Here is a 13,600-nt window from a genome sequence, read left to right on the forward strand (position 1 = left end):
GTCGAACATATCCGAAATAAGACACGAAGAGCAACGCTTTTGCGGATCGCTGGAGTGTGTTCGCCCAATGTTTGGTGACGACGACCTCGAAACGATCCGCGACCGAAAAGCGGAGTGGGAGGAAGAAACGCTAGATCCGTTCTTGGAGCACGGGGAGCGAAGAGAGCGGTTCGCGACCGTCTCGAACCACGAAGTCGACCGGCTCTACACCCCGGAAGACATCGCCGATATCGACTTCGAGGAGGACATCGGCTTCCCCGGCGACTCCCCGTACACCCGCGGCCCGTATCCGACGATGTATCGCGGCCGGACGTGGACGATGCGACAGTTCGCCGGGTTCGGCACGGCCGAGGAGACCAACGAGCGCTTTCACTACCTGATCGACGAGGGGCAGACGGGGCTCTCGACCGCCTTCGACATGCCGAGCCTCATGGGGATCGACTCCGATCACCCGATGAGCGAGGGCGAGGTCGGCAAGGAGGGCGTCGCCGTCGACACGCTTCGGGACATGGAGATCCTCTTCGACGGGATCGACATCGGCGAGGTCTCGACCTCATTCACGATCAACCCCTCCGCGGCGGTCGTCTACGCGATGTACATCGCGCTGGCGGACGAGCAGGGCGTCCCCCGCGACCAGATCCGCGGCACCTTCCAAAACGACATGCTCAAGGAGTTTATCGCGCAGAAGGAGTGGGTGATCCCGCCCGAACCCTCGCTCGACGTCGTGACCGACACCATCGAATTCGCCGTCGAGGAGACGCCGAAGATCCACCCGGTCTCCATCTCTGGGTACCACATCCGCGAGGCCGGCTCGACGGCTGCCCAAGAGGCCGCCTTCACGCTCGCGGACGGCTTCGCGTACGTCGAAGACTGTCTCGACCGGGGGCTCGACGTGGACGACTTCGCGCCGCTGCTCTCGTTTTTCTTCAACTCCCACAACTCCATCTTCGAGGAGATCGCGAAGTTCCGCGCCTGCCGCCGGATCTACGCGAACGTGATGGAGGAGTGGTACGGGGCGGAAAAGGAGGCCTCGAAGCGGATGAAGTTCCACACGCAGACGGCGGGGCAGAGCCTGACGGCCCAACAGCCGCTCAACAACATCGTCCGCGTGACGATCCAGGCGCTCGCCGCGGTGATGGGCGGGACGCAGTCGCTGCACACGAACAGCTACGACGAGGCGCTGGCGCTGCCGAGCGAGGAGGCGGTTCGGGTGGCGCTGCGGACCCAACAGATCATCGCCGACGAGTCGGGCGCGGCTGACATCGTCGATCCGATGGGCGGCTCCTTCGCCATCGAGAAGCTGACCAACGAGATGGAGGCCGAGATCATGGCCTACATCGAGGAGATCAAGGAGATGGGCGACGGATCGGTCCGCGACGGCGTCTTGAAAGGGATCCCGGACGGCTACTTCCACCGCGAGATCCAGGAGGCCGCCTACGAGTATCAACAGCGCGTCGATGCCGGTGAGGAGACCGTCGTCGGGGTGAACAAATACGAGATCGAGGAGGACACCGAACCCGAACTCCTCCACGTCGACGCGGAGACGCGCGACCGCCAGCTCGAACGGCTCGAAGCCGTCAAAGAGGAGCGCGACGACGACGCGGTCGAGGCGTGTCTGGACGCGGTGCGCGAGGCCATCGAGAACGACGAGAACGTCATGCCACCGATCATCGACGCCGTGAAGGCGTACGCGACGATGGGCGAAATCATGGCGGTGTTCGAGGACCACCACGGCGCGTATCAGGAGACGCTCGTTACGGTCTAAGCGCGGAGGTCCCGAGAGCCGTCAGCTAGTTTCGACACAGTCGAAAATTATCCGGTCAGTATTAGAACGGGAACAGCGACTCGGCGTCGGGATCGCGAACGATTAGTTCGATCTCGTGGCCGTCCTGATCTTTCGTGAACGCGTACATGTCGTCGCAGGATTCGGGGTCTCGGTAGTCCTCCGCTTCGCGGATCATCAGTTGCTCCCAGTCGTCGTGGAGGTCGTCGAGTCGAATGCAGAGATGTCCCCAGCCGTCGGCTTCGGTGTAGGTGCGGCCGTCGTAGTTGTACGTCAACTCGACGCTCATCGCCTCGTCGGGGGCGTCCTCGGGGTCGACAAAGTAGTTCGCGAACGTGTCGGCCTCCCAGCGGCGCGTCTCGACGTAGTCGAACTTCCGGACCCAGTATCCGAGGGCCTCGTCGGCGTCCTCGACGCGGATCATCGTGTGATCGAGGCTCCAGGGCGAGCCGTGGTCGCGCTCGACGAGTTCGATCTCGTGGCCGTCGGGATCCTTCACGAAGGCGTACCGGCCGCCGCAGGACTCGGGATCGCGGTAGTCGTCGACACCGCCCGCCATCAGCTCGTCGTAGGCGGCCTCGAGGTCGCGAACCCTGACGGCGATATGTCCCCAGGCGTCGCCGATCTCGATCTCCTCTTGGCCCTTGTTGCTCGTCAGCTCCACCATCGCCTCGGCGTCGCCCATGTCCTCCGGGCCCATGTAGACGATGATGAAGCCGTCGCCGTCGTGGCGATCTTTCAGCTCGTAGTCGAGGTGGGTTTCGTACCAGTCGATCGACGCGTCGATGTCCGCGACGCGAATCATCGTGTGATCGAGTTCGCCTGTCATGTACGGAACGTCCGTCGGCCGGGCACAAAAACGTAGTGCGTTCACGGCAGGGGGACCACGGAAAGGTGAGTTCATAACAGAGTTATTGCTGTTATGCACGGGCCGGTCGGGACGTAGCGTGAGTGAGCTGACACATATACTGTGAGCTATCGTCGGATGGACGGTGAAAAGATTCAGTATATGTGGATGGTCGGACGTTTTATCCGTTGGAATTTCATCTGAATAAATACGGATCGGAGATATTTATAAAGCACCGGGCCGAAACAGACGAGTATGATTCGGAAATCGTCGTCCCGGCAGGTCAAGTCGGTCCGAACTGGATTCAGGATTATCGAGATCCTTCAGAACCACGACGGGGCTGGACTCGACGACGTTGCGCGACAGCTCGGGTTGGCGAAGAGCACCATCCACAACTACCTCTCGACGCTGGAGTCGATGGGCTACGTCGTCGAACGCGGCGGTGACTACCACCTCGGTCTGCGCTTTCTGACCCACGGGATGGCGGCGAAGAGCCGACTCCGGATCCGGAGTGCGGTCGGGGAGGCGCTCTCGGACCTGGCGGCGTCGGTCGAACAGCCCGCCTGGTGGGTGGTCGAAGAAAACGGTCGCGGTCTGTTCGTCGAATCGGCGGTGCAGGAGGGTGGAACGCCGGTGTACGGCCGCGTCGGGAAGCGATCGTACCTCCACACGCACGCGCCGGGCAAGGCAATTTTGGCGGCGCTCCCCGACGCGTACGTCGAGGAGATCATCGAGTACCACGGCCTACCGGTGCACACCAAGGAGACGATCGACGATGGACCCCGACTCACAGCGGAACTCGACCGGATCCGTGAGCGCGGATACGCCGTCAGCAACGACGAGGCGGCGCTGGGGATCCAGTCAGTCGGGGTGGCCTTCGACGGCCCCGTGGCCGGCGGCCAGGGAATCGGGATCTTCGGCTACTCACACGACTTCAGCACCCCGCCGGACCGCGAGGTGACCGCAGCGCTCGACCGGGCGGTCGCGTCGATCGAGAGCGCGATCGACGCGGAGGAGGACTGAGATGCGTACCGATCCATCCCCGGACGGCGTCGACACGCTCGGCGGCGCGCTCGAGTGGAAGGCCCGGGAGACCGCCGACGACCCGTTCGTCCGGTACCACGACGAGCGGGTGACGTACGGCGACCTCGATCGGCGAGTCAACGCCGTCGCGAACGGTCTCTCGGCGCGGGGAATCGAGGCGGGCGAGACGGTCTGTCTGTTCATGTACAACTCGATGGAGTACGTGTATCTCTACTTCGCGCTGGCGAAGCTCGGTGCCGTCGTCGCCCCGATCGACACGCGCTTCACCGGCGAGACGCTCGCGGCGGCGCTCGCGAAATCCGAGGCCGAGGCGATCTTCGTCGACGAGCGGACCCGGGCCGCCTACGACTCGGTCCGAACCGACGTGCCCAACGTCACAACCGAGTACTTCGTCGGGAACCACTCGGGGGAGCGATCCTACCGCGCATTTGACACACTCCTCGACGGCGACGAGAGCGCGCCGACCGGCGATCCCGGACAGGCCGACACGGTCTCGGTCACGTTCGTCCAGCGGCGCGCGACCGAGCAGCCGAAGGGGGTGCGTCTCCCGCAGTACTCGTACGTCAACACGGGCTGGGAGGTCGCGACCGAACTCTTCGAGTTCGAACCATCGGACCGTATCTTCACGACGCTACCGCTGTACAGCATCTTCACGTTCCAACTCGGGATCGTCGGCGCGCTGTTTGCGGACGCGGAATTCGTTTTCTCGGACCCGTTCGACCCCGACACCTACTGGCGACAGGTCAACGACTGCGAGGCGACGGTGATTCTCTACTTGGGGCGGCTCCTCTCGGTGTTGAACAGCCAACACGTCGGCTCCGAGCCGATGGAGAACCCGGTGGAGATGGCGATCGGGCACGGGTTCGGGTTCGGCACCGACGAGACGCTCATCCGGGAGTTCGAGGCGCGCTTCGATATCACCGTACTGGAGGGGTACGGGATCACCCAGACGTCGACGATCGCCACGTACAATACGCCCGAGGACCGCCGGATCGGCAGCTCCGGGAAGGCGGTCTCGTACGCCGACGTCGAGATCGTGGATGAGGACGACTGGCCGGTCGACACCGGCGAATCGGGCGAGATCGTCATCCGACCGAAGCGGCCGAACACGATGTTGCAGGGGTATCTCAACGAACCGGAGCAGACCGTCAACGTCTGTCGCAACCAATGGATCCACAGCGGCGACATCGGGTACAAGGACGAGGATGGCTTCGTCCACTTCATCGCCAACGAGGACAACTCGATATACCGTGGCCGGATCGCCGGTCGCGTCTCCTCGCTCGAGATCGAAGGCGTCATCGACACGCACCCGAGCGTCCGCGAATCGGTTGTCGTCGGAGTCGAGAACCAGCGCGGAACCGAGGAGATCAAGGCCGTCGTCGTGCCCGAGGATGACGAGGCGCTGAGCCCGATCGACGTGTACCGACACTGCAAACAGTCGTTGCCGTATCTCAAGGTGCCCCGCTACGTCGAGATCCACGCCGAGCTTCCGCGGAGTCCCACCGGAAAAATCAGACGGAGGAACCTCCGTGAGACGGGAATTGACGCCGCGTGGGACCGAGAGGCAGGATACGAGTTCAGCCGGTAGAAGGTTGGATTTCGGTTACTGACTGTCCGGACGCTTCAACGACAGCGCCGTTCGCTCGAACGAGCAGACGAGCGGCTCCTCGGGGTCGTTCACCTTGAACACCTCGACGCGCATAGTCACGATTCCGCGCTCGCCGTCGCTGGTCTCGTGTTTGTCCATCACCGTCGACTGGACGCGGATCGTGTCGCCGTGGAACACCGGTTCGGGGTGCTCGATGTCGTCGTACGAGAGGTTGGCGACGATGGTACCATCGGTGGTGTCGGGGATCGTGATCCCGACCGCCAGGCTCATCGTGTAGAGCCCGTTGACGAGGCGCTCGCCGAAATCGGTGTCGGCGGCGAACTCGGCATCCAGATGGAGCGGCTGCTGGTTCATCGTCATGTCGCAGAACGTCTGGTTGTCGGCCTCCGAGACGGTGCGTCGCTTGTCGTGTTCGATGGTCTCGCCGACCTCGAACTCCTCGTAGTAGCGTCCGGTCATCGCGTCTCCCCCCGTCTCCGCGTCGTGGTCGTGCCGTAGTTCATCATAGTACCGTTCCGTGCTTCTTGTCCGGGCGATCCTTCTCGACGCTCTCGTAGAACGCGAAGCGGTTCTCCAACTCCCGGCGCAGCGTGCTCGGCGGGACGACCTCGTCGATGACGACCTCGCTCGCCATCCGCCGGGCGTCGATGTCCTCGCGGTACTCCTCGCGAAGCTCCTGCTCGCGCCGCTTTCGCTCCTCCTCGTCGTCGATTTCGGCGAGTTTTCTGGCGTAGACGGCGTTGATCGCCGCCTCGGGCCCCATGATCGCGATCTCGCCGGATGGGAGCGCGAGCGTCGACTCGGGATCGTACGCCGGGCCGCTCATGGCGTAAATGCCCGCGCCGTAGGCCTTCCGAACCACGACGCACTGTTTCGGCACCGTGGCCGACGACGTGGCGTAGATCATCTTCTTACCCTGTTCGAGGATCCCCTCCTTTTCGACCTGCGAACCGGCCATGAAGCCCGGCGTGTCCGCGAGGTACAGAAGCGGGATGTTGTAGGCGTCGCAGGTCCAGATGAACCCCGCGGCCTTCTCCGCCGAGTCGGGGAAGATCGCCCCCGCACGGTGGGCCGGCTGGTTGGCGACGATGCCGACGGGGCGACCGTCGATACGCGCGAAGCCGGTCAGGATCTCCTTGCCGTACTCCGGTCGGAGTTCGAACCAGGAATCGGCGTCGACGACCCGGTCGATCAGATCGAGCATATCGTAGCCGCGGTTCGGCTCTTGGGGGATGACACCATCGATCCCCTTCGGCGGTTTCGCGGGATCGACCGGATCGGCCCGCGGCGGTTTCTCGTCGCTGTTGTCGGGGAGGTAGCCGACGAGCGTGGCGACAAGCTCACGGGCGTGCTCCTCGTCGTCGGCGACGAGATCCGCGCTCCCGGAGTACGTCGCGTGTACGTCCGGACCGCCCAAATCCTCGAGGCTGATCTTCTCGCCGGTCACCATCTCGACCATCCGCGGGCTGGCGATCGCCATCGAACTCATCCCGCGGACCATGATCGTGAAGTCGGCGAATACGGGCGTGTAGGCGGCCCCGGCGATGCAGGGGCCGTACAGCACGCAGATCTGTGGGACCCGCCCCGACAGCATCGAATGGTTGTAGTAGTACTTGCCGACACCCTCGCGGTTGGCGAAGAAGCCGGTCTGTTGGTCGATCCGACCGCCGGAGGAGTCCATGAGATACAACACCGGCTGACCGGTCTTGAGCGCGCGCTGTTGCATCCGGAGGAACTTCTCGACGCCCTTCGCGGCCATGCTCCCGCGTTTGACCGTGTAGTCGTTGGCCATGAAGTGGAGGTCGCGGCCCTCGAAATCCGCGGCCCCGGTGATCATGCCGTCGGCGGGGAGCACGTCGTCCGCGTCGAACTCCGCGAACTTCCCGTCCTCGAAGAGGAGCCCGTCGTCGAACCACAGATCGATCCGGTCGCGGACGAACTTCTTGCCCTGTTCGGGCAGCTGTTTTTTGTACTTTTCCTTGCCACCGGATTCGATCTCCTCGATCTCCTCCCAGAGGCGCTCCTCGCGTTCGGTGGGGCCGAGGTCGAGATCCGGTTCCGGCTCGGGCGCGTCCTCGCTGCCGAACTCGCCGTCACCGTCGCCATCGTAGCTCGCGTGGCCGAGTTCCTCGCCACCGGTGGTGAGGACGGTCACGTCGTCTTCGAACCGTTCGGCGAGCGCCGCCGCGACCGCCCGTGCCTGTTCTACCGCCATCTCGTCCGATACTCTGACTTTCATTCGTGACTCACTCCAAGACCACCAGCGTATCGCCCATGTTCACCGAGTCGCCCTCCGAAACTGGGACCTCGGCGATTGTACCGCCGGTTTCGGCGAACACGTCGTTTTCCATCTTCATCGCTTCGAGCACACAGACGACGTCGCCCGCCGAAACGGTGTCGCCTTCGGATCGTTCGAGCGAGAGGATCGTCCCCTGCATCTCCGCGGTGATCGCACCCGCCTCGACGACACCGCTCTCGTCGCCCCCGGAACCGTCGCCCGAAGCCGCCACGACGCCGTCCTCGACGAGCACGTCGAACCGCCGTCCGTCGACCTCGACCGCCAGCGTCCGCGCGGAGGGAGGCTGGGCGTTCGCGCTCGTCTCGGCGGCACCCCACCGCTCGACGGCCGCCGCCAGCCGCTCCGCGTCGAGTTCCTCGTCGAGGTACTTCGTCGTGTGTTCGCCCCGTCTAAAGGCGTCGTCGTCGAGCATCAGCCGGTGGAACGGGATCGTCGTGTGCACGCCCTCGACCTCGAAGTGCTTCAGCGCGCGCTCGGAGCGGCGGAAACAGCGATCCCGATCGGGAGCGTGGACGATCAGCTTCGCGATCATCGAATCGTAGTCGCCGCCGATGTCGTCCGCCTGCGAGACCGCGTGGTCGAGCCGGACCCCGACGCTCGACGGCGGGTCGTACGTTTCGAGGCGTCCGGGCGTCGGGGCGAACTCCTTCGCGGGGTTTTCGGCGTTGATCCGGAACTCGATCGCGTGGCCGTCGAACTCGACGTCGTCCTGACCGAAGTCGAGTTCCTCGCCCGCGGCGATCCGGATCTGCCAAGCCACGATGTCGATTCCGGTGATCTCCTCCGAAACCGTGTGTTCGACCTGAATCCGGGTGTTGACCTCCATGAAGTAGAACTCGCCGTCTTCGACGAGGAACTCGACCGTCCCGGCATTGGTGTAGCCGGCCTCGCCGACGCCCCGGCGGGCGGCCTCGCCGATATCCTCGCGCAGCGCCGCCGTGAGCGATGGGCTCGGCGCTTCCTCGATGACCTTCTGGTGGCGGCGCTGGAGCGAACAATCCCGCTCGCCGAGGTGGCGGACGTTGCCGTGTTCGTCCGCGAGCACCTGCACCTCGATGTGCTTCGGCGAATCGAGATACTTCTCGACGTAGACGGAGTCGTTTCCGAAGTACGCCTCGCCCTCTCTCCGTGCGGTTTCGAGGGCGTCCTCGACCTCGTCGGGGCCGCGAACGATCTTCATGCCGCGGCCGCCGCCGCCGCCTTCGGCCTTGATTGCGATCGGATAGCCGTACTCCTCGCCGAGTTCGGCGACTTCCTCGGGCGTCTCGACGGGGTCGTTCGTCCCCGGAACGACCGGAACCCCGGCCGCGTCCATCACCGTTCGAGCCTTCGTCTTCTCCCCCAACCGCTCCATCGTGTCGCTCTCGGGGCCGACCCAGGTGAGCCCCTCGGCGGCCTCGACGCGTCTGGCGAACTCGGCGTTCTCGGCGAGGAAGCCGTAACCGGGGTGGATCGCATCGGCACCGGCCCGTTTCGCCGTTTCGACGATCGTCTCGCCGTCGAGATACGAGTCGGCGGCGGGCGCGGGTCCAACGTTGTACGCCTCGTCGGCGTACTCGACGTGGCCGGCGTTTCGGTCGGCGTCGCTGTATATCGCGACTGTCTCGACGCCAAGCTCTTCGCAGGCGGCCATCACGCGGATCGCGATCTCCCCGCGGTTCGCGACGAGTAGTTTCTCGAACATGGTTCAGTACGATCTGGGGAAGCCGATCTCCTGGCTGATGTGGTTGTACGCCATCTGCTGGGTGACGGGCGCGAGCCGCGTCAGGTTGATCTCGCGCCACCAGCGCTCGACGTCGTACTCGGTGGCGTACCCCCAGCCGCCGAAGGCCTGCATCGACTGTTTGACCGTCTCGATACCGGCCTCGACGGCGGTCGCCTTCGCGACGTTCGTCTCGTACCCGCAGGGCTCGTCCTGATCGTAGAGCCACTCCGCCTTCCGTCGCATCTGGGCGGCCGCCTCCATGCGCGCGTATGGCTTCGCGATCGGGAACGACACGGCCTGATGGGTGCCGATCGGCGTGCCGAACACCTCGCGGTCGTTGGCGTAATCGATCGCGGTGTGGGCCGCGAGCTTTCCGATCCCGGTCGCCGCCGCGGCGAACCCGATCCGTTCGGGGTTGAGCGTGCTGACGAGCGCGTCCCACCCGTCGCCACGGTCGCCCAGCAGGTTCTCTTCGGGAACGCGGACGTCCTCGAAGAACACCTCACAGGACTTCGAGTAGTTGATCGCGTGTTTCTCGATCGGGGAGACGTCGATCCCCGGCGAGTCCATGTCGACGACGAACAGACTGATGCCATCGGTACCGCGATCGACCTCCTCGCGTGGGGTCGTGCGCGTGACGAGGATCATATTGTCGGCGCGGTCCGAGAACGTGATCCACGCCTTCTGGCCGTTGAGGACGTACTCGTCACCGTCCTTCTCCGCGCGCGTCGAGACGTTGAGCGTGTTCGTCCCCGCCTCGGGCTCGGTGATACCGATCGAGAAGTTTCGATCGCCGGTCGCGATGTCGGTCAGATACGTTTCCTTCTGCTCGTCGGTGCCGTGTTTATTCAACCCGACCGTGGCCATGCCGGCGGTCAACACCAGATACCACGTGCCGGCCATCCCACAGCCCTCCGCACACAGCGTCTCCATCGCCAGGCCGAGTTCGGCCATCCCCATGTCGGCGCCGCCGTACTCCTCGGGGACGAGGAGGCCGTGAAAGCCCGCTTCGCCGAGTTCGTCCCAAAAATCGGTGGCGAACTCGCCGTTCTCTTCTCTCTCCCGCCAGTATGCTGGGCCGAACTCCGTCGCGATCTCCGTTGCCGTCGAGGCGATCATCGAGTGTTCGGCACTCGTCTCGAATGTCATGGTCGTTCCTCGTCTGTATTCGGTCGTTCATACCATTTAGTAGTTTGTGTCCGGACGGTCCGACGGTGGATTGCGTCCGGGGACGCGGCCGAAACACGGATCGAGCGAATGATTTAAATAACTATGTTCGTATGTACTGACCGTAATAGCATGAACATAGATGACAATACTCCAGACACTGACGCTCACAGTCGACGGGGATTCCTCGGTAAAGCTGGTGGAGCAGCCGCAGCGGCCACGGCAGTCGGACTGGCGGGCTGTTCCGGCAACGGCAACGGCAGCAACGGAAACGGCGGCAACGGAAACGGCGGCAACGGCAACGGCGGCAACGGCGGCAACGGCAACGGCGGCATCGGTGAGGTTGACATTCCCGCGCTCTACGACCTGAGTGGCGCGACGTCGGACGTCGGTCGGCCGACCGGGATCGGCTCGCGGGACGCGATCGCCTGGCTCAACGAGAGCGATGAGATCGACTTCCAGATCGCCCACGACTGGGTCGACTACGCCTACGAGGTGCCCCAGGCACAGCAGAACTACTCCAGTTACACGTCGGGCGACGAGCCGCCGATCATCATCGGCTGGGGGACCGCCGACACGGAGGCGCTGGCCAGCGACGTGGCCGCCGACGAGATCGTCTACATCTCCGCGTCGTACTCCGACGACCTGCTCGGCGAGGAGACGCCGTACAACTTCTTCGCGAATCTCGATTACACCAGCCAGGGGCGTGCGCACGTGAAGTGGATCGCCGACAACGACCCGGACGCGACGGTCGCGTACATCCACAACACGACCCCGTTCGGTGAGGCCCCCGTCGAAGGCGGAGAGGCCTACGCCGAGGAGCTCGGGCTCGATGTCGTCGACAGCATCGCCCTCGAACTCTCCGCTAACAGTGCCGACACGCAGGTCCAGCGGGCCGAGAACAACGGCGTCGACTACCTCATCCACCAGAACACGGCGGCACCGATGCAGGTGCTCTTGAGCTCGATCGAGGAGCGAGGCGCCGACATCGAGGTGATGGGGCTCACCTGGACTGTGGACGAGTTCCGCGCCCAGGAGGCACCCGACCTGTTCGAGGGCGTCAGATACGTCAACTCGAACATCTCGTTCGCGCAGGCGATGAATTCGGACGCCGACGGCTGGCAGATCATCGAGGAGTCGTTCGAGCGGGAGGGCCACAGCATGGACAACCCCGAGATCGCGAACATCAACTACGTGCGCGGCGTCGTCCACGCGCTGTTGGCCGTCGAGGGTGTTCGACACGCCCAGGAGATGGGCCTCGATCCGAGCAGCGGCGCGGACATCCGCGAGGCGCTCATCGATATCGACGACTTCGACGCCTGGGGGCTGTTGCCCGAGACCTACGACTACCAGGACGGCGACCGCCGACCGACGATGAACGGCCAGACCTACGTGGTCGAGGACGGCGAGATGGTCCCCGACGAGATGGTCGAACTCGAGCGCCGCGAGGACTGGCTCCCGTAAGATGAGTGAAACCGAATCGAGCGGCGAAGCGACGGGCGAGGAGGAGGCGCCGGTCGTCGAACTCGACAACGCCGAGATCGTATACGATCGGAACTTCCTGGCCGTCCAGGGCGTTTCGATGAAAGCCGACCGCGGCGACATCGTCGCGCTGCTCGGCCCGAACGGGGCCGGGAAGTCCACGATCCTGAAGATGATCTCCGGCATCGGGCGCTCCGAGCGCGGCGAGGTGACCCGCGGCGACGTCTACTACGAGGGCGAGAAGGTCACGAACTTCCAGACGAAGGAGATGGTCGATCGCGGGGTCACCCACATCCTCGAGGGACGGCGGGTCTTTCCGGACCTGACCGTCGAGGAGAACCTTCGGTGTGGACTGTACCGCGAGGGGCGGCGAATCAGATACGATAAATCGGACTACGAGCTCGCCTTCGAGTACTTCCCGCAGCTCGAGGACCTCCTCGACGTGCAGGCGGGGTACACGAGCGGCGGCGAGCAGCAGATGCTCGTCATCGCGCGGGCGCTGATCCACCGTCCGAACCTCCTTTTGCTGGACGAGCCGTCGCTCGGCCTCGCCCCGAAACTCGTCCAGGACATCTACGAGACCCTCAGGGAGATCAACCGTGAGGAGGAGATCACGATGATCATCGCCGACCAGAACGCACAGCGGACCCTCGAGATCGCCGACTACGGCTACGTCCTCGAGAACGGCCAGATCGAACTTAACGACCCGGCGGACGTGCTGGTGAACCGCGAGGAGATCAAGGAGTTCTACCTCGGCACCAGCAGCGAGGAGAGCCGATACTCTGACATCCGCCACTACAAGATACGGAAGCGCTACACGTGAACACATGAGCACTCAGGACACACCAAAGACAGGCGGCGGTGCGGGGATCAGGGGCGGCCCGTACGTCTCGCCCGACGATGCCGTGCTCGGCTGTCGCAACGTAACGAAGACCTTCGGCGCGATCACCGCCTGCGACGACATTTCGATCGGGATCGACGAGGGGGAGTGGGTGTCGATCGTCGGCCCGAACGGGGCCGGCAAGACGACGCTTTTGAACGTCCTCAACGGGTTTTACGACCCCGATCCGGGCGGCGAGATCTTCTTCGAAGCCGAGGACGTGACTGCCGATCGAGCGTTCAAGCGAGCGCGGAAGGGACTCGGGCGGACGTTCCAGGGGCTCGAACTGTTCGAGGAGGAGGACGTCCTTGAGAACGTCATGACAGTACAGGCCGTCAAGGAACGGCCGAACCTCCTCTCGGCGCTCGCGTTCTACGGAACCGGACGAAAGGTCGAAGCACAAAACATGCGGCGCGTCGAGGAGATCATCGACTATCTCGAACTCTGGGAGTACCGTCACAGCACCGTGTCGAGCCTCCCACTCGGCATCCAGCGCCGGGTCGATCTCGCACGGACGCTCGCGCTCGATCCCGACGTGCTGTTGCTCGACGAGGCGATGAGCGGGCTCACCTTCGACGAGAAGTACGACATGGTCCGGTTTCTGGCCGACCTCAACGAGGAGGAGGGGCTGACGCTCGTTATGATCGAACACGACCTCGAGGTCGTCACCGACGTCTCCGAGCGGATGATCGTCCTTCACAAGGGTGGCGTCATCGCCCGCGGTCCGCCGGACGATGTGACGAGCGATCCCGAAGTCAGAAATATCTACACGGGGGTGGACTGA

At 64.2% G+C, this 13,600-nt stretch carries 11 protein-coding genes; 6 read left to right on the plus strand and 5 right to left on the minus strand.

The window, feature by feature from the left end:
* The first annotated feature begins 67 nt into the window (after positions 1–67).
* The gene (locus DM868_RS05775) at positions 68–1,765 is read left to right on the plus strand and encodes an acyl-CoA mutase large subunit family protein (protein WP_137275909.1); all 1,698 of its coding nucleotides are present in this window, start codon (positions 68–70) and stop codon (positions 1,763–1,765) included.
* A 61-nt stretch (positions 1,766–1,826) separates the two neighbouring features.
* Here the strand turns inward: DM868_RS05775 and DM868_RS05780 are convergent, their stop codons facing one another.
* Positions 1,827–2,612 (minus strand): VOC family protein, encoded by a 786-nt coding sequence (locus tag DM868_RS05780; RefSeq protein WP_137275911.1) that lies wholly within the window; start codon positions 2,610–2,612, stop codon positions 1,827–1,829.
* Between the two features lie 273 nt (positions 2,613–2,885).
* Here DM868_RS05780 and DM868_RS05785 point away from each other — a divergent pair, with 273 nt between their 5' ends.
* Entirely contained in the window at positions 2,886–3,653 is a 768-nt protein-coding gene (locus DM868_RS05785; RefSeq protein WP_137275913.1) for an IclR family transcriptional regulator, read from the plus strand.
* A gap of 1 nt (position 3,654) precedes the next feature.
* The gene (locus tag DM868_RS05790; RefSeq protein WP_137275914.1) at positions 3,655–5,262 is read left to right on the plus strand and encodes a class I adenylate-forming enzyme family protein; all 1,608 of its coding nucleotides are present in this window, start codon (positions 3,655–3,657) and stop codon (positions 5,260–5,262) included.
* Between the two features lie 15 nt (positions 5,263–5,277).
* Here DM868_RS05790 and DM868_RS05795 read toward each other — a convergent pair whose 3' ends face one another.
* The 4 genes from DM868_RS05795 to DM868_RS05810 are packed head-to-tail and all read right to left on the minus strand — an operon-like array spanning position 5,278 to position 10,436.
* Positions 5,278–5,742 carry a MaoC family dehydratase gene (locus DM868_RS05795; RefSeq protein ID WP_137275916.1) on the minus strand — a complete coding sequence of 155 codons (465 nt, stop codon included), beginning with the start codon at positions 5,740–5,742 and terminating at the stop codon, positions 5,278–5,280.
* Positions 5,743–5,785: 43 nt separating this feature from the next.
* Positions 5,786–7,522, minus strand: coding sequence for an acyl-CoA carboxylase subunit beta (locus DM868_RS05800; RefSeq protein WP_137275918.1), 1,737 nt, complete (start codon positions 7,520–7,522; stop codon positions 5,786–5,788).
* A gap of 7 nt (positions 7,523–7,529) precedes the next feature.
* On the minus strand, positions 7,530–9,266 hold the full coding sequence (locus DM868_RS05805) for an acetyl-CoA carboxylase biotin carboxylase subunit (protein WP_137275920.1): 1,737 nt from the start codon (positions 9,264–9,266) through the stop codon (positions 7,530–7,532).
* Between the two features lie 3 nt (positions 9,267–9,269).
* The gene (locus tag DM868_RS05810) at positions 9,270–10,436 is read right to left on the minus strand and encodes an acyl-CoA dehydrogenase family protein (RefSeq protein ID WP_137275922.1); all 1,167 of its coding nucleotides are present in this window, start codon (positions 10,434–10,436) and stop codon (positions 9,270–9,272) included.
* Between the two features lie 150 nt (positions 10,437–10,586).
* Here DM868_RS05810 and DM868_RS05815 point away from each other — a divergent pair, with 150 nt between their 5' ends.
* The 3 genes from DM868_RS05815 to DM868_RS05825 are packed head-to-tail and all read left to right on the plus strand — an operon-like array spanning position 10,587 to position 13,600.
* A complete protein-coding gene (locus DM868_RS05815; protein ID WP_137275924.1) occupies positions 10,587–11,918 on the plus strand; it encodes an ABC transporter substrate-binding protein in 1,332 nt (443 codons plus the stop codon).
* 1 nt (position 11,919) lies between these two features.
* Positions 11,920–12,759 (plus strand): ABC transporter ATP-binding protein, encoded by an 840-nt coding sequence (locus DM868_RS05820; RefSeq protein ID WP_137275926.1) that lies wholly within the window; start codon positions 11,920–11,922, stop codon positions 12,757–12,759.
* Between the two features lie 4 nt (positions 12,760–12,763).
* Positions 12,764–13,600: an ABC transporter ATP-binding protein gene (locus DM868_RS05825; RefSeq protein WP_137275927.1), complete on the plus strand. Its 837-nt coding sequence runs from the start codon at positions 12,764–12,766 to the stop codon at positions 13,598–13,600.

Origin of the sequence: Natronomonas salsuginis (assembly GCF_005239135.1) — an archaeon.
Classification (GTDB): domain Archaea; phylum Halobacteriota; class Halobacteria; order Halobacteriales; family Haloarculaceae; genus Natronomonas; species Natronomonas salsuginis.

What these genes read in the sequence shown, in the direction of transcription:
- DM868_RS05775 (WP_137275909.1), top strand. Translation starts at nt 68, where the DNA reads ATGTTTGGTGACGACGACCTCGAAACGATCCGCGACCGAAAAGCGGAG.
- DM868_RS05780 (WP_137275911.1), bottom strand. Translation starts at nt 2,612, where the DNA reads ATGACAGGCGAACTCGATCACACGATGATTCGCGTCGCGGACATCGAC.
- DM868_RS05785 (WP_137275913.1), top strand. Translation starts at nt 2,886, where the DNA reads ATGATTCGGAAATCGTCGTCCCGGCAGGTCAAGTCGGTCCGAACTGGA.
- DM868_RS05790 (WP_137275914.1), top strand. Translation starts at nt 3,655, where the DNA reads ATGCGTACCGATCCATCCCCGGACGGCGTCGACACGCTCGGCGGCGCG.
- DM868_RS05795 (WP_137275916.1), bottom strand. Translation starts at nt 5,742, where the DNA reads ATGACCGGACGCTACTACGAGGAGTTCGAGGTCGGCGAGACCATCGAA.
- DM868_RS05800 (WP_137275918.1), bottom strand. Translation starts at nt 7,522, where the DNA reads ATGAAAGTCAGAGTATCGGACGAGATGGCGGTAGAACAGGCACGGGCG.
- DM868_RS05805 (WP_137275920.1), bottom strand. Translation starts at nt 9,266, where the DNA reads ATGTTCGAGAAACTACTCGTCGCGAACCGCGGGGAGATCGCGATCCGC.
- DM868_RS05810 (WP_137275922.1), bottom strand. Translation starts at nt 10,436, where the DNA reads ATGACATTCGAGACGAGTGCCGAACACTCGATGATCGCCTCGACGGCA.
- DM868_RS05815 (WP_137275924.1), top strand. Translation starts at nt 10,587, where the DNA reads ATGAACATAGATGACAATACTCCAGACACTGACGCTCACAGTCGACGG.
- DM868_RS05820 (WP_137275926.1), top strand. Translation starts at nt 11,920, where the DNA reads ATGAGTGAAACCGAATCGAGCGGCGAAGCGACGGGCGAGGAGGAGGCG.
- DM868_RS05825 (WP_137275927.1), top strand. Translation starts at nt 12,764, where the DNA reads ATGAGCACTCAGGACACACCAAAGACAGGCGGCGGTGCGGGGATCAGG.